Below are 19,390 nucleotides of genomic sequence, written 5' to 3' on the forward strand. Positions count from 1 at the left end.
TGTGGGGGTTTCGTCAAGCCGGGACGTCGAAGGCGGCGACGGTCGGGCGATGCGGCGGCGACTCTGTGGCGACCGACAGCAGTTTACGGTCCAGAACCCAGGCCGCAACCCCGACCCAGCAGACCAGGACGATGGCGTACAGCCGCTCCCACCAGCCGACGTTGGCGTCGTTGACCGTGCCGGGCAGGACCAGATGTTTGGTCAGGACCGTCAGGATGGCCATGATCACGAAGGTCGCGACAAGGAAGACCTTGAGGCGCGGCATGTCGCGGCGTTTCGCCAGGCCCCACAGCAGCAGCAGCGGCGCCAGCTGGATGCCCAGGGCCAGGTTGATGACCATGTGGCGCGGATCGGGCCAGGGCCACAGGGTCGAGGCCGACATGCCCCCGCCCGCCAGGATGAAGACGACGGCGACGACCCAGCCCGCGACCCGCGCCCCGGTCAGGGCGTAGATCGCCAGACCGAATCCGACGCCCGCCAGTCCGGCCATGATTCCGGCCACGAAGACCCCGCCGTTGAAGATGATCGGCGCCTGGGCCTTGGCCCCGCCCAGTTCGCTCAGATACTGGGTGGCGTTGTTGAAGCCGGGGTAGGCGGCGATGGCGGCGGCCACCACGGTCAGGGCCAGAAGGGGCGCCGCGACGCCCACGCCCAGCAGGCGACGGCGGCGGTGATAGCGCAGCCTGGGCTTCAGCAGCGCCTTCAGGTCCAGCGGCCAGGGACGGTCGTCCAGCGGCTTCAGCCCCCACAACGGCCGGATGGCGGGGATGCGCCGCACGACCTCATAGATCGCCAGACTGCCCAGGAAGGTCACGGCGACCAGGCTCAGCGCCTCCAGCCCCGCCGGCAGGGCGGCGGGCCGGATGATCCAGACGGCGGCGACCAGAACGGTCTGGTGCGCCAGATAGAGGGGGAAGGTGGCCTGGGTCAGATAGGTCAGCACCGGCCCGCTGCGGTCACGCAGATGTTTCGATCCGAAGCCCAGGATGGCCACGATGGTCGACCACTGGTCGATGGCATAGACCAGCGGTCGCGGCACGTCCCAGAAGGCGCGCGCGCCGGGATGCCAGACCTGGATCATCATGATCGGCAAGGCTGTGACCGCCAGCCCGGCTGCGACCCAGCGACAGCGCTCGATATTGCGCCACAGATCCTCGCGTCCGACGATGGCGAAGCCGAAGACGAAGGCCGCCAGGGACAGGGCGTGGTTGTACCAGTCCCAGTGCAGGACGTTGGTGATCCCGAAGGTGGGAAACAGGCTGTAGCGGATGGCGAAGAGATAGAGGATGGGCAGGATCAGCAGCCACGGTCCCGTCAGGGCGCGCTCCAGCCCGCGCCCCAGCCCCTCGATCAGGCCGGCCTTGCGCCACAGCAGGATCGCCACGACGCTGTAGGCGGCGATATAGACGATGAACCACAGGTGATTGACCGGCACCCCGTCGGCCAGGCCGCTGGGGCCGAACTCGCGCGCCATCCAGGCGACATAGCCCGCCATCCCGCCCGGCCAGCCGCCCTTGTCCATCGCCTCGATCCAGGCCTGGATCGGCACCAGCACGACCGCGCCGAACAGCAGGGGCGGAACCAGCCGCTCGAACCGGGCGCGGGCCACCTGGCGCGGCGTGCGGCGCAAGGTCATGAAGCGCAGCGCCGCGCCCGACACCAGAAACAGCAGCGTCAGCCGCCACGGGTTGGTGATCAGGATCGCCTCGCGCATCCACTCGAAGGTGTGGGCGCTGTGCACGTGCCAGTCATAGACGCCGTAAACCAGACCGACATGATACAGGATCAGCAGGCCGAAGGCGCCGACCCGGATCCAGTCGAGATCGTAACGGCGTTGGGTCGGAGAAGCGGACGGGTTCACGGCCGCGTCTATGAGACCAGCCGCGCGGTCAGGCAAGACGACGGATGGTCTCGGCATCCCCCAGGGCTCGGCGCCCGGCGCCCACGAGATTCTGACGCGACACCGGCCTGTCGATCTCCGCCTTGGCGCTGGCTGTGGTCATGAGAGACGGCTCCAAAGGCGCTATGAGATGGCCTTGAACGGCGCCGGCGCGCCGGTCGACATGCGGCAATATCCCAAAGAGGACCACGTCTTCGAGATTTGGCCGTCCGCCCTTGGCGACGCCCCAGCGTCACCCGAGGATGACGCTGGGGCGATGACCTAGATCAACTCCACGCCCATCGCGGTGGCTTCGCCGCCGCCGATGCACAGGGCGGCCATGCCCTTGGTCTTGCCGTGGGCTTTCAGGGCCGACAACAGGGTGGTCAGGACGCGGGCGCCGGAGGCGCCCAGCGGGTGGCCCAGGGCGCAGGCCCCGCCGTTGACGTTGATCTTGTCGTGGGGGATGCCCAGTTCGCGCATGGCGATCATCGGCACGATGGCGAAGGCCTCGTTGACCTCCCACAGATCGACGTCGTCGGCGCTCCAGCCCGCCCTCTTCAGCGCCTTCTGCAGGGCGAAGATCGGGGCGGTGGTGAACAGGTGCGGCTCTTGCGCGTGGGCGGACTGGGACACCACGCGAGCGACCGGCGTCAGGCCCAGCGCTTCCGCCGTTGAAATGGCCGGACCAGACGGTGCAGCCGATCCGAGCGGCGTTCGCGGCTTAGGGCGGTGGCGTCCACCGGCCAACGCAGGCGATGATGTCGAAACGGTATGTTAAGCGCGATTACTTGGCTGAGCGACGGCGTTGAAACTGTCTTCGGATACGGCTGCTTCCAGCCAGGCGCGGAAAGCGCGCATTGCGCCGGTTTCCGCGCGGGACAACAGCCGCGTCAGCCAGTAGGAGCCCAGCGATATCTGCACGTCGAACGGTCGGACCAGCCGCTCGGTCATCAGATCGCGCGAGAACATGCCTGCCGGAGCGAGGGCGACGCCCGCGCCGGCTTCGGCGGCGGCGACCATGGTGGTGGAACTATCGAACACGGGGCCGTGCAGGGGCGGGGATGCCACGCCAGCCGCTTCGAACCACCGTGGCCATTCGTCGGCGCGGTAGGACCGCAGCAGCGTCTCGCGCGTCAGGTCGGCGGGCCCGGCAAGACGAGCGGAAATCGCAGGCGCGCACAGAGGTGTCAGCGGCGCTTGAAGGATCGGATCGGCATGCGTGCCATGCCAGGCGCCGGCGCCGTAGCGGATCGCGAGGTCCAGGCCTTCGCCGGCGAGGTCGACGCGATTGTTATTGGTCATCAGGCGCAGGTCGATATTCGGCAATGTGCGACGGAAATGGTCCATCCTCGGCAACAACCATCCTGCGGCGAAGGTCCCGACCACGCCGACCGTCAACACCTCGCGTAACCGGCCGCCTGAATACCTATCCAGCGTCGCTCCCATCCTGTCGAATGTCTCTGCCAGCATCGGCGCGAGCGCCTGCCCCTCGGACGTCAGCGCCAGCCCGCGCGGCAGGCGGCGGAAGAGCCGGACGCCCAGCTTCGTCTCCAGCTGCGCCACCTGATGGCTGACTGCACCTTGACTGACGCACAACTCGATGGCGGCACGTGTGAAGTTCAGATGTCGCGCCGACGCCTCAAAGGCGCGCATGGCATTAAGCGGGAGTTGGGCGCGATCCATGCCTAGGTATTAGCTCCATTCATGCCTACGTCCAATTTTGACGATTTGTGAGCCGGATTCCGATCCATCAAGCTTTGTCTCACGCAGCACGGTTGAGACCAACGATGCAACAATGTCGCCTCGCTGGTGGCCGGCTGATCAGCGCTCTGAATTTTTTGATTGTTTGACCTGACAGGAATTCAACAGATGCTCCAAAGCATCCAGACGGCCCCATCCTTTTTGCTGGCCCTTGCTTTTGCTGTGGCAGCCTGTGGGCAAGAGGGCGATATCCGCAAGACGACTGCGGATATCGAAACGACGACCGGCGTCGAAGGTCCTACGGAGCGGACTGAGGTGCCCAAGGTGGAGCGGGAGGGTGTCTGGCAGCCGACCTCCGGCGGTACTCAAGTGCCGCTCTGGCCCGCAGATGCGCCCCTCGCGAAACCCGATACTGGCGACCAACCAGAAGCCACCGGCAACGGCTCGCCCACAGTCGGCGGCCGGATGTGGCACTGGGCCAGCTATGTCACCCGGCCGACCATGACGATCTATCGGCCAAAGGGGCGCAATACCGGAGCCGCAATGCTGGTTCTGCCTGGTGGCGGCTTCTACGCCGTGGCGACGGACCTCGAAGGCACTGAAGTGTGCGACTGGGTCGTTCAGGAGGGCATGACCTGCGTCGTGTTGAAATACCGAACGCCACAAGTATGGCCACGGGAAAACGGCCGACAGCGACGGCCGGACGTTCTGCTAGGTTTGGAAGACGCGCAGCGCGCGATGAGCCTTTTGCGCGAGCATGCCGCCACCTACGGCGTGGATCCTCACAAGATCGGAGTGATCGGGTTTTCCGCCGGCGCCTATCTCGTGACCAACATTAGCAATACCGACGAGCGCACCTATCGATTGATCGACGCGGCGGATCGACAGCCGTCGCGGCCCGATTTCGCGATCGTCGCTTATACGGCGCGAGTTTTAGACACCAGCAAGGGACGAAACGAACTTGAACTGGCGCCCTGGGTGAAGATCAGCCCTGACGCACCGCCGACGCTGATCATCCATGCCATGAACGACCCCGTCGATGACGTTCGCCAACCCATGGCCTATGCGCTGGCTCTGAATGATGCCGGAGTGCCGGTCGACATGCGGCTTTATGCGAAAGGCGGCCACGCCTTTGGGATGCGGCCGACTGCCGATCCCGTCACCAGGGATTGGCCCGCACAGGTCACGAGTTGGTTGGAGAGCTTGGGGGTATTGCAGCCCTAAACCAACTCCACGCCCATCGCGGTGGCTTCGCCGCCGCCGATGCACAGGGCGGCCATGCCCTTGGTCTTGCCGTGGGCTTTCAGGGCCGACAGCAGGGTGGTCAGGACGCGGGCGCCGGAGGCGCCCAGCGGGTGGCCCAGGGCGCAGGCGCCGCCGTTGACGTTCATCCGGTCGTGGGGGATGCCCAGTTCCTGCATGGCGATCATCGGCACGATGGCGAAGGCCTCGTTGACCTCCCACAGATCGACGTCGTCGGCGCTCCAGCCCGCCTTCTTCAGCGCCTTTTGCAAGGCGAAGACCGGGGCGGTGGTGAACAGGTGCGGCTCGTGCGCATGGGCGGCCTGGGACACCACGCGGGCGACCGGCGTCAGGCCCAGCGCTTCGGCCGTCGACTGACGCATCATGACCAGGGCGGCGGCGCCGTCCGAGATCGAGGCGGCCGAGGCGGCGGTGATCGTGCCGTCGGCGCCGAAGGCGGGGCGCAGGTTGGGGATCTTGGACGGGTCGGACTTGGTCGGCTGTTCGTCGCGGTCCACCGTCACCGCCCCTTTGCGGGTCTTGACCTCGACCGGGGTGATTTCAGCGGCGAAATCGCCCGAATCCTGGGCGCGCTTGGCGCGGCTGGCGCTTTCGATGGCGTAGGCGTCCTGCTGTTCGCGCGTGAACTGATAGGCCTTGGCCGTGTCCTCGGCGAACTGGCCCATCAGCTTGCCGGGGGTGTAGGCGTCCTCCAGCCCGTCCAGATACAGGCTGTCGGAAATGACGTCGTGACCGATGCGGGCGCCGCCCCGGTGCTTCTGCATCAGATAGGGGGCGTTGGTCATGGACTCCATGCCGCCCGCCACGATCACATCGGCCGAACCGGCGGCCAGCGCATCGTGCGCCATCATCGCCGCCTGCATGCCCGATCCGCACATCTTGTTGATGGTCGTCGCCTCGGTCGAGACGGGAAGCCCCGCCCCCATGCCCGCCTGACGCGCGGGCGCCTGGCCGAGACCCGCGGGCAGGACGCAGCCCATGATGATCTGCTCGACCTTGGCGGCGTCCAGACCCGCCCGCTCCAGCGCCGCCTTCACCGCTACGGCGCCCAGGTCGGTGGATTTGGCGTCCGACAGCGCGCCCTGGAAACCGCCCATCGGGGTTCTGGCGTAGGAGACGATGACGACGGGATCGGCGGACGACATAATGGTTTCCTCTCGTTTGCGGCGACAGATAGCGATCCGTCGGGATCAGGAGAAGTGCAGTCGCCGATACTTGCCCCGGAAATAAAGCAGCGGATCGCGGCGCGGCTCGAACCGGGCGCGGGTGACGCGGCCGATGAAGACCAGATGGTCGCCGGCCTCCACGATCCGATCCGTGGCGCATTCGAAACTGGCCAGGGCGCCGGATAATATGGGCGCGCCGGTGTCCCAGGTCTCCCACGCCACGTCCTGGAACCGATCGCCCGCGCGGGCGAAGACGCCCGACGTCGGCTGCTGACCGATGTGCAGGACATTGATGGCGAAATGCGCCGCCTGGCGAAACCGCTCCACATTGGTCGACGACCGCGCCAGGCAGAACAGGATCAGCGGCGGGTCCAGCGACACCGAGGAGAAGGAGTTGGCGGTCAGGCCGATGGGCTGGCCCGCCTCGTCCAGGGTGGTGACCACTGTCACCCCCGTCGCGAAACAGCCCAGGGCGTCGCGCAGGGTGCGCGGGTCGGACCCGGCGTGATAATGCAGCGCCTCACGCGGGGCGCAGCGTTCCAGAAAGCCGAGCACGAGGGCGTTCTCCGCCTCGGTCGGGTCGGCGCCGTCTTCGCGCGCCACGATCTGGATCGGCAGATCCAGCGCCGCCGGCGCCAAAGGCGGCTGGAACGCCGCGTCGGACGTCGAAATCATAAGGCAGCTGGCCAGGGGCGCGCCCGTGACCTGCAGCGCCGGGATCACGGCCGGCAAACCCGCCTCGGCGCAGATCAGGGCGGGCCGCGACGGCAGGTCGGTCAGCAGCCGTCGGAGTTCGCCCGTCGGATCGTCCGCCGTATCGAAGGCGGAAGCGATCAGGACGTGACGACCGGCCTCCATCAGCGCGCGCACCGACCGCCGCCAGTCGTCGAACAGGTCATAGGGCCGGCCGATCAACAGCACGATCGGGTCTTCGGGATCGCCCCAGCTTTCGACATCCTGGCCCCCGATGCGGGGCGGCGATTGGGTCATGGCGTCAGAACGGTCCGATCACGGGATATCGGCCTCTCATAGGGGAAAGGGGCCGGTGGATGCTAGCCGACCCTGGCCGCGTCGTGGCAACCAAGCGGGGTGATCGTCGTTATTTCGGCGACAGACAAAACCACGAAGGCTCCAAACCATGATCTCCACCCGCATCGCCCCGACCCGCGTGGCCCCGACCCGCGTCGCCTCGATCCGTATCGCCCTGGCGGGCGCCACGGCCCTTGCGCTGACGCTGACCGCCGGGGCCGCATCGGCTCAGAATCAGGCGCCGACCAACCAGGACCGCCTCGGCGCGGTCGTCGGCGCCCTGTTCGGCGATCGGTTGGGCCTGTCGGCCATGGACCAGGCCTGGCTGCGCGGCGGTCGCCCCCTGCGCGATGGCCAGACCCAGTTCACCGGCCGCGTCGACGCCGGGGTGCGCGCCGGAACCGTGTCCGCCTCGGCCGCCACGCGGTTGAGGGCCGACTATACGGCTCTGGTCGATCTGGAGAACCGCTACGCCGCCGACGGAATTTCGGCCCAGGAACGCGCCGATCTGAACGCCCGCTACACCGCCCTGACCCAGACGCTGGAGTCAGGCGCTTCTGGCTATGGCGACGCCAATACGGTCGCGGAAGGCCGCGCCGCCTTCGATGCGCGGGTGGACGCCGCGGTTTCCGCGCGCCGCATCACCCGCACCGAGGCCACGCGCCTGAAGGCCGACTATCAGGCCGTGATTCAGATCGAGAACCGCTACAAGGCCGACGGTTCGATCAATGCCACCGAGCGGGCCGATCTGGATGCCCGTCTGGATGCGCTGGACCTGCGCGTCGGCGACGGTCCGGCCGGTCAGACGCCGACCACCGTCCTGCCCGCCCGCACCCGTCTGGCCAATCTGGAAACCAGCGTGACGACGGCGGAGCGCTCGGGCGCCGTGACCCGCGCGGACGCGGCCGACATCCGCGTGGAGCTGGGCGACCTGACGCGGCTGGAGGCCGCCTATAGCCGCACCACCCCCTCGTCCGACGACACGGCCTATCTGACGCGACGGATCGGCGAGCTGGAAAGCCGCGCTCGCCGCTGATCCCAGCCTCCCCCCCAGGCCGGATGACCGGCCTGGGACGGCCTGGCCGCCGCGTGATCAGACGGCTTCGGCCCGGACCTGCATTGTCAGGGACAGGGTCTGTCCCGGCGCCAGGGCGATCAGGCCGTGATCCTCGCCCTCCGGGGCGTTGTGAGCGTCGGGGCGATGGGTGACGGGTTCGACGCACACGAACTCCGCGCCCAGCGGGCGATACACCTGAACCCAACGCGCGTTGGCGTCGGACGACAGTGTGACGCGCTGACCGGCGCCGTTCAAGACAGCCGCGCCGTCCCACCCCGCATAGGCATGGTCCACAAAGGGCGCGGCGTTCAGCGCCAGACCTTGGGACCAGTCGGCGATCACGGCGGGTTGAGCCAGGCGGTCGGGGATTTCCCTGTCGTCGGTCGCCCAGACGCCGGTTGCGTTCAGCTTCAGGACCCCGTCGGCCGGACGGTGGAAATAGGGGTGCAGCCCAAGCCCGGCCGCCATGGCCGCATCGCCGGTGTTTGTCACGGACAAGCTGATCCTCAAACCGTCCTCAGCCAGCGAAACCTGCTGAACCGCGCGCCACGGCCAGGGCCAGCCGTCAGGATCGCCCGGCCAGTCCAGCGTCATTTCGACCTCTTCTGGCGTCTGGCGCGTCACCGTCCACGGCAGAAGCCACCCGTCGCCATGCAGGGCGTGCGGCGCGAAACGATCCAGCGGCGTCAGCCGCACGGACCGACCGCCGAAGTGGAAACGACCGTCCGCGATCCGGTTGGCATAGGGAACCAGGGGAAAACAGGCCGTCTCCAGAATGTCGGTCGCGTCTTCGGGCGTCGGGCGAAAGACCGGGCGCCCTCGCCAATCCAGGGTGAGCATCGCCCCACCCCGCTCCGGCGCCAGGGTCGCGCGCCAGTCGCCGGCGGCCAAGGCGATCACAGGCGTATCCGGCTCTGCGGCAATCCGGGCGTCTCGACGCGGATGCGATAAAGCCCGCCCAGGGTCGGCTGCGCGGCGCGCTTGTCCGCATTCCCCAGCCAGGCCGTGGTCATGTAGAGATCGCGCAGGTCCGCCCCCCCGAAGGCCGCCTTGGTCACGGTCTGAACCGGGGTCTCGATCTTTGTCAGCGGCGCGCCGTCGGGCGCAAAACGCGCCACGCCCCAGCCGTTGAACAGGCCGACGTGAAGCACGCCGTCGGCGTCCATGCTGGGACCGTCGGCATAGCCGCCCTCCGTCACCGCGAAGACGCGTCGGTTGGACAGCGCGCCGTCCAGATGATCGAAGGCCAGGACCGTCTTCTTCAGCGTGTCGTGGTGATAGAGGGTGCGGCCGTCGGGGCTGAGGCAGGGGCCGTTGGTGACGCCATAGCCGTCGTCATGGCGGGTCAGATCGCCCCGGAACCAGCGATACAGGGCGCCGGTCTCGACCTGTTCGCTGTCGTCCATCGAGCCGAACCACAACGACCCGTCCGGCGCCACGAAGCCGTCGTTAAGACGGTTCTGCGGCCGGTCTTGCTCGACCGGATGAAAGCACGAGAAATCTCCCTCGTCGGGATGGAAGCGATAGAGCCCGCCCCTCACCCCGCAGACCAGCGACCCGTCCTCGGCCGGCAGGGCGAACCCGATCTGGTCGGGCGCGTCCCACGAACGCTTCTCGGCCGTCGCTGGCGTATAGCGATGCAGTTTCCGCCCCTTGATATCGACGAACCACACGGCCTGACGCGCCTCGTCCCACACCGGCCCTTCGCCCAGTTCCGCCTGAATGTCCCAGATGAGTTCAGGCGTGTTCATGGGTCAGCTCGCGCAATAGGAGGTCTTGATCTGGGTATAGAATTCCACGGCCGCGAATCCCTGCTCCCGCGCGCCATAGGACGACCTCTTAGCCCCCCCGAACGGGACGTGATAGTCGACGCGCGCTTGTCAGTGGTTGTCGCGCGGGAGGCCCAGGGTGTCGACGATGCGGTGATATTTGACGGCGGGTTCGAGGACGGCGCCGGTTTCGAGCTGGCCGACGACGGCGCGCTGCATTTCCTGCCACGGGGTTTGGGAGGCGGGGTAGGCGTAGCCGCCTGCGGCCTCGAAGGCCTGGCGACGGTCGGCCAGTTCCTGATCGGAAATCAGGATGTCGGCGCGGCCGGTGTTCAGGTCGATGCGGACCCGGTCGCCGGTCTGCAACAGCGCGATATTTCCGCCCGCCGCGGCTTCCGGCGAGGCGTTCAGGATCGAGGGGGAGCCGGAGGTGCCCGACTGGCGCCCGTCGCCGATGCAGGCCAGGGCGCTGACGCCCTTTTTGATCAGATAGGCGGGCGGCCGCATGTTCACGACCTCGGCCGCGCCCGGATAGCCGATGGGACCGGCGCCGCGCATGAACAACAGGGTCTGTTCGGTGATCCCCAGGCGCTCGTCGTCGATGCGGTGGTGATAGTCCTCGGGTCCGTCGAACACGACGGCGGGGCCTTCGAAGGCGTTCAGGTCGTCGGGGTTGGACAGATAGCGTTGGCGGAACTCGTCCGAGATCACGCTCAGCTTCATGATGGCCGAGTTGAACAGATTGCCGGTGAAGACGACGAAGCCGGCGTCGGTCTTCATCGGGGCGTCGAAGGTCTTGATGACGTCGGGCAACACGATCTCTGCGTCCCTGCAGTTCTCGCCCATGGTCTTGCCGGTGACGGTCAGGGCGTCCTGGTGGATCAGCCCCTGTTTCATCAGTTCGGAGACGACGGCGGGCACGCCGCCCGCGTGGAAATAGTCCTCGCCCAGATACTCGCCCGCCGGCTGGAGGTTGACCAGCAGGGGGACGTGCAGCCCCTGGGTCTGCCAGTCCTGCAACGGCACGTCGACATGGGCGTGGCGGGCCAGGGCCGTCAGGTGGATGGGCGCATTGGTCGAGCCGCCGATGGCGGAGTTGACGACGATGGCGTTGTGGAACGCCTCCCTGGTCAGGATGTCGGACGGCTTCAGATCCTCGCGCACCATGTCCACGATCCGCAGGCCGGTCTCATAGGCGACCTGTGCGCGCTCGCGATAGGGGGCGGGAATGGCCGCCGAGCCGGGCAGCGACATGCCCAGCGCCTCGGCCAGCGAATTCATAGTCGTCGCCGTGCCCATGGTGTTGCAATAACCGACCGAGGGCGCCGAAGAGGCCACCAGTTCGATGAAGCCGTCATAGTCGATCTCTCCGGCCGCCATCATCTGACGCGCCTTCCAGATGATGGTGCCCGAGCCGGTGCGCTCGCCCTTGTGCCAGCCGTTCAGCATGGGGCCGACCGACAGGGCGATGGCGGGAATATCCACGGTGGCGGCCGCCATCAGGCAGGCGGGCGTGGTCTTGTCGCAGCCGATGGTCAGGACGACGCCGTCCAGCGGATAGCCGTACAGGCTCTCGACCAGACCCAGATAGGCCAGGTTGCGGTCCAGGCCCGCCGTCGGCCGCTTGCCAGTTTCCTGGATCGGATGGACCGGGAACTCCATGGCGATGCCGCCGGCCTCGCGGATGCCCTCGCGCACCCGTTCGGCCAGGACCAGGTGGTGGCGGTTGCACGGCGACAGGTCCGAGCCGGTCTGGGCGATGCCGATGATGGGTTTGTTCGACTGAAGCTCTTTTCGCGTCAGCCCATAGTTCAGATAGCGCTCCAGATAGAGCGCCGTCATGTCCGGGTTTTCGGGATTGTCGAACCAGGCGCGGCTGCGGAGCGGCCTCTTGGGCTTTGAAGTCTCGGTCATTCAGGTCCAGCCGCCGTCGACGACATAGTGTTGATTGGTGATGGCCCCGGCCTCGTCCGAACACATGAACACGGCCACGCGGGCGATGTCGTCGGGCACGAGCCGGCGTTTCAGGCACTGGTTGGCGTAGATGTCTTTTTCGGTTTCCGGCGTGACCCACAGCTCCAGCTGGCGCTCGGTCATGATCCAGCCGGGCGCGATCGCGTTCACCCGCACGCCGAATGGACCGAAGTCGCGCGCCAGCGAACGGGTCAGGCCGATCACCGCCGACTTGCAGGCCGTATAGGCCGCCATCCCGCCCTGGCCGATGATCCAGGAGGTCGACCCCAGGTTGAGGATGGCGCCCTTGCCCGCCGCCTTCATGTCCGGCAGCACGGCCTGGGCGGCGAAGAACTGGTGTTTCAGGTTCACGGCCATGCGGCCGTCCCAATAGGCCTCGGTCACCTCCAGGGTCTCGTGACGCTCGTCGTGGGCGGCGTTGTTGACCAGGATGTCGATGGGGCCGAAGGCGTCGCGCACCTTGCCCACGGCGGCCTTCAGCGCGGGAATGTCGGTCAGGTCGCAGGGGACGAACAGGGCGCCGTCACCCAGTTCGGCCGTCAGAGCCTCGCCGCGCGCGACGTCGAAGTCGAGACATCCGACCTTGCTGCCCTGGTCGTGAAAGGCGCGCACGATCGCCGCGCCGATGCCGCCGGCGCCGCCGGTGACGACGACGACCCTGTCCTTCAGATCCGTATAGATGGCCGCCATCCGCGTTCGCGCGCCTCCAGACGCTCCGCCGCCGCGCGACGGATATCGACCTTTCACAAATGAAAGTCGTTACCGTCCACGAAAATGACGAGCCGCCGGTTGGCTGTCAACGGTCTATTCTCAGGATTCAAGCCTGGGAAACGGCGCCCATCTGCGCCGAAATCGCGGAGGCGGCGGCGACCAGTTGCGCGGCCGCCTCGTCCTTGGTGCAGAGCATCGGGGCCTGTTCGATGAAGGGGGTGATCAGCGTGGCGATGACGCCGTCCGCGCCGATGATCGGCGCGACCAGATCGGTGACGCCTCTCACGAAATCGCTGGCGCGCTCGACATGGTCGCCCCGTGTGGCGGACAGCGACCGTTCGACGAAGGCGTCCACTTCCTCAGCGCCGAACCGGGCGATCAGTCGGCTGCGCAGATGGTCGCGCGCCCGCTCGTTGGCCCGCGAATAGAACATCAGACCCGAGGTGGCGTGCAGGATGCTGCGCCGATAGCCGACCCGCACCGAATAGCCCAGGTCGCCGGGGCTCTCGATACGGGCGATCACCACGATCTGGTCGCCGGACGGCACGACCAGATGGCAGGACTGGAAGGTCGCCGCCGCCAGATCGCGCATGGCCGGCATGGCGACGTCGGTCAACGACTTGATCGGCGCCTGGGTCATGCCAAGCGTGAACAGGCGGTTGGTCAGGCTGTAGCCGTCAGAGGACTGTTCGATATAGCCGCGAAACTCCAGCACCTGGATCATGCGGAACAGTTCGCTGACCGACCGCCCCAGCGTGACCGACATCTGAGACGGGGTCATGGCCTGGCCCTGCGCCGACAACAGCTCCAGCACGTCCAACCCCTTTTCAAGAGCAGGGGCGCGATATTTGCGGTCGTCGGCGGGATCGTGGTCGGTCATGGCATCCTGTCGCAAGCCGTGGGCGCCGATGCCGCCCAAGGGCGGAGTTTCGGTGCGGACGCGCCATATTACCGCGAGTGAAACCCTGGCGCACATATAAAAATCCGTTGCGACGGCCCTGACCCTAACCTAGGCTGATGCACAACGCCCCGGCCAAGGGGCCGCAGGGGGAAATGCACATGTCGCTCGCAGGACTGGATCTGGCGATCCTGGCCATCTACGCCGTCTTCATCTTCGGCCTGGCCCAGTGGGTGTCGCGCGGCAAGGCGGGCGAACAGAAGACCTCCACCGACTATTTCATGGCGTCCAAGAGCCTGCCGTGGTGGGCCATCGGCGCGTCGCTGATCGCCGCCAACATCTCGGCCGAACAGATCATCGGCATGAGCGGATCGGGCTATGTGATCGGCCTGGGCATCGCCTCCTATGAATGGATGGCGGCCCTGACCCTGCTGATCGTGGGCAAGTTCTTCCTGCCGATCTTCCTGCGCAACGAGATCGTGACCATGCCGCAGTTCCTGCAGCAGCGGTACGGCCCGACGATCAGGAACGTGATGGCGGTGTTCTGGCTGCTGCTCTACGTCTTTGTCAATGTGACCTCGATCCTGTGGCTGGGCGCCATCGCCGTCCACACCGTGACCGGCTTCAACCAGGATTACGCCATCGTCGCCATCGGCGTCTTCGCCCTGGCCTATCAGCTGTGGGGCGGGCTGAAGGCCGTGGCCCTGACCGACATCGTGCAGGTGGCCCTGCTGGTCTGCGGCGGCCTGATCATCGGCTTCATCGCCCTGTCGACCATCGGCGGCGCGGGCGGGGCGGTGGCGGGCTTCCACACCCTGCTGACCCAGTTCCCCGAAAAGTTCGACATGATCCTGTCAAAGGACAATCCCCACTATCAGGAGCTGCCGGGCATCGCCGTTCTGCTGGGCGGCCTGTGGGTCATGAACATCAGCTACTGGGGCTTCAACCAGTACATCATCCAGCGCGCCCTGGCCGCCAAGTCGTTGCCTGAAGCCCAGAAGGGCATCGCCTTCGCCGCCTATCTGAAGCTGCTGATGCCGGTGATCGTGGTGCTGCCGGGCATGGCCGCCCTGATCCTGGCCCCCAATCTGTCGGCGCCGGACCAGGCCTATCCGACCATGATGAACCTGCTGCCGGTGGGTCTGAAGGGTCTGGTGTTCGCCGCCCTGATCGCGGCCATCATCGCCTCGCTGGCGTCCAAGGTGAACTCGATCTCGACCATCTTCACCCTGGACCTCTACGCCAAGATCAGGAAGGACACGCCCGAACATCAGTTGGTCACGGTCGGCCGCATCGCCGCCGTCGCCGCCGTCATCATCGGCATCCTGACCGCCCGTCCGCTGCTGGGCGGCTTCGATCAGGCGTTCCAGTTCATCCAGGAGTTCACCGGCTTCTTCACCCCCGGCATCGTGGTCATCTTCATGCTGGGCCTGTTCTGGAAACGCGCGTCTGAAGCGGGCGCCCTGACCGCCGCCATCGGCTCGGTCGTGCTGTCGGCCATCTTCTGGTGGCTGCAGGAGACGGGGCAGTTCATCTTCCCCTTCATGAACCGGGTCGGCGTGGTCTTCGTCGTCTCGCTGATCGCGGCGGTGATCGTGTCCCTGCTGGCCCCGGCCAAGCCCGATGCGATGAAGATCAAGCTGGACCAGATCAGCTACAAGACCTCGCTGGGCTTCAACCTGGCGGCCGTGGGCGTCGTGGCCTTCCTGATCGTCGTCTATACGATCTGGTGGTGAGGTGAGCGGCCAAGCCCGTCTGATCGGGGTCGACTGGGGCACCAGCAATCTGCGCGTCATGCGGATCGCCGAAGGCGGGGCGGTGCTGGACAGCCGGTCCGATCCGCGCGGCGCGGGCGGCCTGTCGCCCGATCAGTTCCGCCCCGTGCTGGAACAGGTCGGGGGCGACTGGCTGACCGAGGGCCTGCCGGTGATGGCGGGCGGCATGGCCGGGGCGCGCGGCAAGTGGCGCGAGATGGCCTATGCCCCCTGCCCCGCCGGGATCGCGGAACTGGCCCGCACGGTCGAGCGGCCGGACGACGCGCCCTTCGTCGCCCTGGTCCCCGGCGTCGCCGCCTATCGCGACGGGCGGCTGCATGACGTGATGCGGGGCGAGGAGACCCAGGTCATGGGCCTGGACGCGCCCGCCGACGCCGTGGTGGTCGCCCCCGGCACCCACAGCAAATGGATCGAGACCCAGGCCGGGCGGATCGTCGACTTCCGCACCTTCATGACCGGCGAACTGTTCGCCGCCATCCGCAAGGGTACGATCCTGGGCGGCGGCATGGGCGAGCCGGGCGTGGACGACGGCGCCTTTGCGGACGGGGTGCGGCGCGCCCTGGCCGATCCGGCGATCACCGCCGCCCTGTTTTCCGTCAGGATCGAGAGCCTGGCGGGCCGTCTGCCGGCGACGGCGGCGGCGGACTATCTGTCGGGCCTGCTGATCGGGACCGAGATCGCCGCCCAGTCCGGCATGGCGGCGCGTCCCGTCGTCCTGATCGGCGCCGAGGCCCTGTGCCGCCGCTACGCCGCCGCCCTCGCCCTGGGCGGTTTTCCCGACGTCCGCACGGCGGACGGCGCCGCCGCCACGGCCCAAGGCCTGTGGCGCATTCACGAGGCCGCATCCGCATGATCCCCGTCGCCATCGAAAGTCTGGACGCCCTGCCGCTGATCGCCATTCTGCGCGGTCTGACGCCCGATGAGGCGGTGGAGGTGGGCGAGGCCATCGTCGCCGCCGGCTTCACCTGTCTGGAAGTGCCGCTGAACTCGCCCCAGCCGCTGGAGAGCATTCATCGGCTGCGCGCCGCGCTGGACGGTCGCGCCCTGGTCGGCGCGGGCACGGTGCTGACCCCCGAGGCCGCGCGGCAGGTGGCCGAGGCGGGCGGCCAGTTGGTCATATCCCCCAACACCAACGCCGAGGTGATCCGCCAGACCAAGGCGCTGGGCCTTTTGTCCCTGCCCGGCTTTTTCACCCCGTCGGAGGCCTTCGTGGCGCTGGCCGCCGGGGCCGATGCGCTGAAACTGTTTCCCGCCGAGGTCGCGGGGACCAAGGGCCTGAAGGCCGTGCGCGCCATCCTGCCGGCCGGAACGCGCGTCTATGCGGTCGGCGGGGTCGACCCCGACAGCATGGACGGATGGCGGGCCGCCGGCGCCTCGGGCTTCGGCATCGGGTCGGCGGTGTTCAAGCCGGGTCAGAGCGCCGAACAGATCGGCCGCAACGCCCAGGCCTTCGTCGCGGCCTGGCGTCGCGAGGGCTGACGTCCGTTACGCCTCCGCGCCGCTGGCGTGGCGCAGGATGTCGGGGATCAGGGCGAAGGGGGCCGCGCCATGATCGGCGGCGGGGGCCTGTTTGAAGATGGCGCCATCGGGTTTTGCGGCGGCCCAGGCGGCGATGCGGTCGCGCATGTCGCGCGCGGTCTCCGCCTCGCCGCAGCCGACCAGCACGGCGGGCGTGGCGATGTCCGGCGACGGCGTCGACCACCACAGGGACGGGCTGACGGCGATCCAGCGGGCGAACAGGCTCGGCTCGGCCTGAAGCGTCTCCAGAACGAACAGTCCGCCCAGCGAATGGCCGAACAACGCAGCACGCGCCGCGTCAACGGGCGCGACCTCGGCCAGCATCGGCAGGACCCGATCCGCGATCCAGCGATGCAGGGCGTCCCCGCCGCCTGACGGACGCGTCCAGGCCGGATCGGCGCTGGGCCGGCGCGTGAAGTCACGCGCGCGTTGATCCTCCAGCCCGCCCGCGTCCGAACGATGGGCCAGGGCGGCGACGACCATCGGGATCACCCCCGTCTTCGCCGTCCGTCGCGACAGGGCGGCCGCAGCCCCGGCCAGGGGCGCGAAGAACCGATCGCCGTCCAGGGCCAGCAACACCGGCCAGCCGCCGGACGGGGCCTCGCCCTGCGGCAGGGCCAGCATCAGATCCATCCTTCGACCGTCCGGCCCCGCCAGCGACCGCGTGCGCCATTCAGGCGCGGTCCAGGGCGTCCAGTCGGAAGGGGCGTTGTCGGTCATGATCCGTTCCTAGCCTATCGGCGCACGATATTGTATTGCGACGCAATCTTATCATGACTGTCTCCCTCCCCTCCTCTCACCTCGCGCGTCAGGTTCTTGGCCAGCACCGTCGCCAGCGGCTGCATCGGCGCCTGCTGCTGGCGGGATTGGCGTTCGCCTGCGTGGCGGCCCTGTGTCTGGACGCGGCGACCGGGCCTTCAGGTCTGGCCGCCTGGCGGATCGTCACCGGCATTGTCCGACCTGACCTGCTGACCCCCTCGGAGGCGGCCATCATCTGGCAGATCCGCCTGCCCTACGCCCTGACCGCGATCCTGGTCGGGGCGGCCCTGGCCCTGTCGGGGGCCGAGATGCAGACGGTGCTGAACAATCCCCTGGCCAGCCCCTTTACGCTGGGGGTGTCGTCCGCCGCCTCGTTCGGGGCGTCGCTGGCCATCGTGCTGGGGCTGGGCCTGCCCTTCGTGCCGGCGGACGGGGTGGTGGCGCTGAACGCCTTCGTCTTCGCCTTCGGCTCGGTTCTGCTGCTGCAGGCCCTGGCGCGGGCGCGGCGCGGCGGGGTGCAGAGCATCGTCCTGTTTGGCATCGCCCTGGTCTTCGCCTTCAACGCCCTGACCGCCCTGGTGCAGTTCGTCGCCTCGCAGGAGGCGCTGCAGCAGCTGGTGTTCTGGACTATGGGGTCGCTGTCGCGCGCCAGCTGGCGGTCGGTCGCGGTGCTGGCGGCCGTCCTGGCCGTGACCCTGCCCTTTTCCTGGACTGCGGCGCGGGCGCTGACGGCGTTGCGGCTGGGCGAGGACCGTGCCCTCAGCGCCGGGGTCGATGTGGGGCGGTTGCGCTTCCTCGCCCTGTTGCGCGCCAGCCTGCTGTCGGCCGCCGCCGTCGCCTTCGTCGGGGTGGTCGGCTTCGTCGGTCTGGTCGGGCCGCATATCGCCCGACTGCTGGTGGGCGAGGATCACCGGCTTTACCTGCCCGCCAGCGTGTTGAGCGGGGCCTTGCTGATGTCCCTGGCCTCGGCGGCGTCCAAGGTGCTGGTTCCCGGCGCGCTTCTGCCGGTCGGGGTGGTGACGGCGGTGATCGGGGTGCCGGCCTTCCTGATCCTGATCTTCCGCAGCGGAGCGCGGGGATGAGCCTGGTCGTCCAGCATCTGACCGCCCGCTATGGCGAGCGCACCATCCTGTCGGAGGTGGCCCTGCAGCCCTTGGCGGCGGGGCAGGTCGTGTCGCTGATCGGGCCGAACGGGGCAGGCAAGACCACCCTGATGCGGGCCGTCGCCGGCCTGACGCCGGCCTCGGGCCAGATGCTGCTGGACGGGCTGGACCTGAACCGGATGTCCATCGCCGAGCGGGCGCGCCACGTCGCCTACATGCCCCAATCCCTGCCGCAGGACGTGGCCCTGACGGTGCTGGAAACGGTGATCGCGGCCTTGGAAGCTTCGCCGTCCGCCGCCGGTCCGGCCCAGGCCGAGGTCCGCGCCCTGGCGGCGCTGGAGCAGGTCGGCGCGGTCGATCTGGCGCTGAAGCGGCTGGACCGGCTGTCGGGCGGTCAGCGTCAGATCGCGGGCCTGGCCCAGGCCATGGTGCGCCAGCCGCGCGTTCTCTTGCTGGATGAGCCGACCAGCGCGCTCGATCTGCGGCATCAGCTGGAGGTTTTCCGTCTGGCCCGCGACTATGCCCGCGACCACCGGGCCGTGGTGATGATGGTGCTGCACGACCTGCAGGCCGCCGCCCGCGTGTCGGACCGGATCGTGGTCCTGAACGACGGCCGGGTGCGGATCGAGGGCGCCCCGGCCGAGGCCGTCACCCCCGCCGTCCTGGCCGACGTCTGGCAGGTGCGCGCCCGGGTCGAGCCCTGCGCGCGGGGCCAGATCCAGGTGATGGTCGACGAGGTGCTTTAGGCCCCCCCCCTTCGCCGTCATTCCGGGGCGTCCGAAGGA

General features: G+C 68.1%; 17 protein-coding genes and 2 pseudogenes. 7 read left to right on the forward strand and 12 right to left on the reverse strand.

Annotation, left to right across the window (positions count from 1 at the left end):
- Positions 1 to 13 precede the first annotated feature (13 nt).
- The 3 genes and pseudogenes from P0Y50_00645 to P0Y50_00655 form a co-directional block, all read right to left on the reverse strand.
- Entirely contained in the window at positions 14 to 1,861 is a 1,848-nt protein-coding gene (locus P0Y50_00645; protein WEK40142.1) for a DUF998 domain-containing protein, read from the reverse strand.
- Between the two features lie 300 nt (positions 1,862 to 2,161).
- A pseudogene (locus P0Y50_00650) lies at positions 2,162 to 2,557 on the reverse strand (acetyl-CoA C-acetyltransferase).
- Between the two features lie 99 nt (positions 2,558 to 2,656).
- Positions 2,657 to 3,565: a LysR family transcriptional regulator gene (locus tag P0Y50_00655; protein ID WEK40143.1), complete on the reverse strand. Its 909-nt coding sequence runs from the start codon at positions 3,563 to 3,565 to the stop codon at positions 2,657 to 2,659.
- A gap of 186 nt (positions 3,566 to 3,751) precedes the next feature.
- On the opposite strand from P0Y50_00655, the gene P0Y50_00660 reads away from it, so the two are divergent.
- The gene (locus P0Y50_00660) at positions 3,752 to 4,807 is read left to right on the forward strand and encodes an alpha/beta hydrolase (protein ID WEK40144.1); all 1,056 of its coding nucleotides are present in this window, start codon (positions 3,752 to 3,754) and stop codon (positions 4,805 to 4,807) included.
- Here the strand turns inward: P0Y50_00660 and P0Y50_00665 are convergent.
- Both P0Y50_00665 and P0Y50_00670 read right to left on the reverse strand, forming a co-directional pair.
- Positions 4,804 to 5,991, reverse strand: a complete 1,188-nt coding sequence (locus P0Y50_00665) for an acetyl-CoA C-acyltransferase (GenBank protein WEK40145.1) — start codon at positions 5,989 to 5,991, stop codon at positions 4,804 to 4,806. The two genes, P0Y50_00660 and P0Y50_00665, sit on opposite strands and share 4 nt — an antisense overlap.
- Positions 5,992 to 6,036: 45 nt before the next feature.
- The gene (locus P0Y50_00670) at positions 6,037 to 7,002 is read right to left on the reverse strand and encodes a flavin reductase family protein (GenBank protein WEK40146.1); all 966 of its coding nucleotides are present in this window, start codon (positions 7,000 to 7,002) and stop codon (positions 6,037 to 6,039) included.
- A gap of 148 nt (positions 7,003 to 7,150) precedes the next feature.
- Here P0Y50_00670 and P0Y50_00675 point away from each other — a divergent pair, with 148 nt between their 5' ends.
- Positions 7,151 to 8,077 (forward strand): hypothetical protein, encoded by a 927-nt coding sequence (locus P0Y50_00675; GenBank protein ID WEK40147.1) that lies wholly within the window; start codon positions 7,151 to 7,153, stop codon positions 8,075 to 8,077.
- 57 nt (positions 8,078 to 8,134) lie between these two features.
- Here P0Y50_00675 and P0Y50_00680 read toward each other — a convergent pair whose 3' ends face one another.
- The 6 genes and pseudogenes from P0Y50_00680 to P0Y50_00705 all read right to left on the reverse strand — a co-directional run bounded on the left by P0Y50_00680 (position 8,135) and on the right by P0Y50_00705 (position 13,432).
- On the reverse strand, positions 8,135 to 8,998 hold the full coding sequence (locus tag P0Y50_00680) for an aldose 1-epimerase (protein ID WEK40148.1): 864 nt from the start codon (positions 8,996 to 8,998) through the stop codon (positions 8,135 to 8,137).
- Positions 8,995 to 9,849, reverse strand: a complete 855-nt coding sequence (locus tag P0Y50_00685; GenBank protein ID WEK40149.1) for an SMP-30/gluconolactonase/LRE family protein — start codon at positions 9,847 to 9,849, stop codon at positions 8,995 to 8,997. Before P0Y50_00685 ends, P0Y50_00680 begins: the two co-directional genes overlap by 4 nt.
- 3 nt (positions 9,850 to 9,852) lie before the next feature.
- Positions 9,853 to 9,951: pseudogene (locus P0Y50_00690) on the reverse strand (hypothetical protein).
- A 27-nt stretch (positions 9,952 to 9,978) separates the two neighbouring features.
- Positions 9,979 to 11,781, reverse strand: a complete 1,803-nt coding sequence (locus tag P0Y50_00695; GenBank protein WEK40150.1) for a dihydroxy-acid dehydratase family protein — start codon at positions 11,779 to 11,781, stop codon at positions 9,979 to 9,981.
- Positions 11,782 to 12,531, reverse strand: a complete 750-nt coding sequence (locus tag P0Y50_00700) for an SDR family oxidoreductase (protein WEK40151.1) — start codon at positions 12,529 to 12,531, stop codon at positions 11,782 to 11,784. It abuts the gene before it with no gap.
- Positions 12,532 to 12,658: 127 nt separating this feature from the next.
- Positions 12,659 to 13,432 (reverse strand): helix-turn-helix domain-containing protein, encoded by a 774-nt coding sequence (locus P0Y50_00705; GenBank protein WEK40152.1) that lies wholly within the window; start codon positions 13,430 to 13,432, stop codon positions 12,659 to 12,661.
- Positions 13,433 to 13,569: 137 nt separating this feature from the next.
- Here P0Y50_00705 and P0Y50_00710 point away from each other — a divergent pair, with 137 nt between their 5' ends.
- The 3 genes from P0Y50_00710 to P0Y50_00720 are packed head-to-tail and all read left to right on the forward strand — an operon-like array spanning position 13,570 to position 16,704.
- Positions 13,570 to 15,186, forward strand: a complete 1,617-nt coding sequence (locus P0Y50_00710) for a sodium/sugar symporter (GenBank protein WEK40153.1) — start codon at positions 13,570 to 13,572, stop codon at positions 15,184 to 15,186.
- A gap of 1 nt (position 15,187) precedes the next feature.
- Positions 15,188 to 16,078, forward strand: coding sequence for a 2-dehydro-3-deoxygalactonokinase (locus tag P0Y50_00715; GenBank protein WEK40154.1), 891 nt, complete (start codon positions 15,188 to 15,190; stop codon positions 16,076 to 16,078).
- Positions 16,075 to 16,704, forward strand: a complete 630-nt coding sequence (locus P0Y50_00720; GenBank protein WEK40155.1) for a 2-dehydro-3-deoxy-6-phosphogalactonate aldolase — start codon at positions 16,075 to 16,077, stop codon at positions 16,702 to 16,704. The genes P0Y50_00715 and P0Y50_00720 overlap by 4 nt, the downstream gene beginning before the upstream one ends.
- Positions 16,705 to 16,710: 6 nt before the next feature.
- Here P0Y50_00720 and P0Y50_00725 read toward each other — a convergent pair whose 3' ends face one another.
- Complete coding sequence (locus P0Y50_00725) at positions 16,711 to 17,463, reverse strand: alpha/beta hydrolase-fold protein (protein ID WEK40156.1); 753 nt, start codon at positions 17,461 to 17,463, stop codon at positions 16,711 to 16,713.
- Positions 17,464 to 17,516: 53 nt separating this feature from the next.
- Here P0Y50_00725 and P0Y50_00730 point away from each other — a divergent pair, with 53 nt between their 5' ends.
- Positions 17,517 to 18,584 carry an iron ABC transporter permease gene (locus P0Y50_00730; GenBank protein ID WEK40157.1) on the forward strand — a complete coding sequence of 356 codons (1,068 nt, stop codon included), beginning with the start codon at positions 17,517 to 17,519 and terminating at the stop codon, positions 18,582 to 18,584.
- Complete coding sequence (locus P0Y50_00735; protein WEK40158.1) at positions 18,581 to 19,351, forward strand: ABC transporter ATP-binding protein; 771 nt, start codon at positions 18,581 to 18,583, stop codon at positions 19,349 to 19,351. The genes P0Y50_00730 and P0Y50_00735 overlap by 4 nt, the downstream gene beginning before the upstream one ends.
- Positions 19,352 to 19,390: the final 39 nt, after the last annotated feature.

This window comes from Candidatus Brevundimonas colombiensis (assembly GCA_029202665.1).
GTDB lineage: Bacteria > Pseudomonadota > Alphaproteobacteria > Caulobacterales > Caulobacteraceae > Brevundimonas > Brevundimonas colombiensis.

Bases quoted from the DNA above. Each gene is read 5' to 3' on its own strand.
- P0Y50_00665 (WEK40145.1), bottom strand. From the start codon at position 5,991: ATGTCGTCCGCCGATCCCGTCGTCATCGTCTCCTACGCCAGAACCCCG.
- P0Y50_00710 (WEK40153.1), top strand. From the start codon at position 13,570: ATGCACAACGCCCCGGCCAAGGGGCCGCAGGGGGAAATGCACATGTCG.
- P0Y50_00695 (WEK40150.1), bottom strand. From the start codon at position 11,781: ATGACCGAGACTTCAAAGCCCAAGAGGCCGCTCCGCAGCCGCGCCTGG.
- P0Y50_00685 (WEK40149.1), bottom strand. From the start codon at position 9,849: ATGAACACGCCTGAACTCATCTGGGACATTCAGGCGGAACTGGGCGAA.
- P0Y50_00720 (WEK40155.1), top strand. From the start codon at position 16,075: ATGATCCCCGTCGCCATCGAAAGTCTGGACGCCCTGCCGCTGATCGCC.
- P0Y50_00730 (WEK40157.1), top strand. From the start codon at position 17,517: ATGACTGTCTCCCTCCCCTCCTCTCACCTCGCGCGTCAGGTTCTTGGC.
- P0Y50_00700 (WEK40151.1), bottom strand. From the start codon at position 12,531: ATGGCGGCCATCTATACGGATCTGAAGGACAGGGTCGTCGTCGTCACC.
- P0Y50_00660 (WEK40144.1), top strand. From the start codon at position 3,752: ATGCTCCAAAGCATCCAGACGGCCCCATCCTTTTTGCTGGCCCTTGCT.
- P0Y50_00705 (WEK40152.1), bottom strand. From the start codon at position 13,432: ATGACCGACCACGATCCCGCCGACGACCGCAAATATCGCGCCCCTGCT.
- P0Y50_00725 (WEK40156.1), bottom strand. From the start codon at position 17,463: ATGACCGACAACGCCCCTTCCGACTGGACGCCCTGGACCGCGCCTGAA.
- P0Y50_00675 (WEK40147.1), top strand. From the start codon at position 7,151: ATGATCTCCACCCGCATCGCCCCGACCCGCGTGGCCCCGACCCGCGTC.
- P0Y50_00735 (WEK40158.1), top strand. From the start codon at position 18,581: ATGAGCCTGGTCGTCCAGCATCTGACCGCCCGCTATGGCGAGCGCACC.
- P0Y50_00655 (WEK40143.1), bottom strand. From the start codon at position 3,565: ATGGATCGCGCCCAACTCCCGCTTAATGCCATGCGCGCCTTTGAGGCG.
- P0Y50_00670 (WEK40146.1), bottom strand. From the start codon at position 7,002: ATGACCCAATCGCCGCCCCGCATCGGGGGCCAGGATGTCGAAAGCTGG.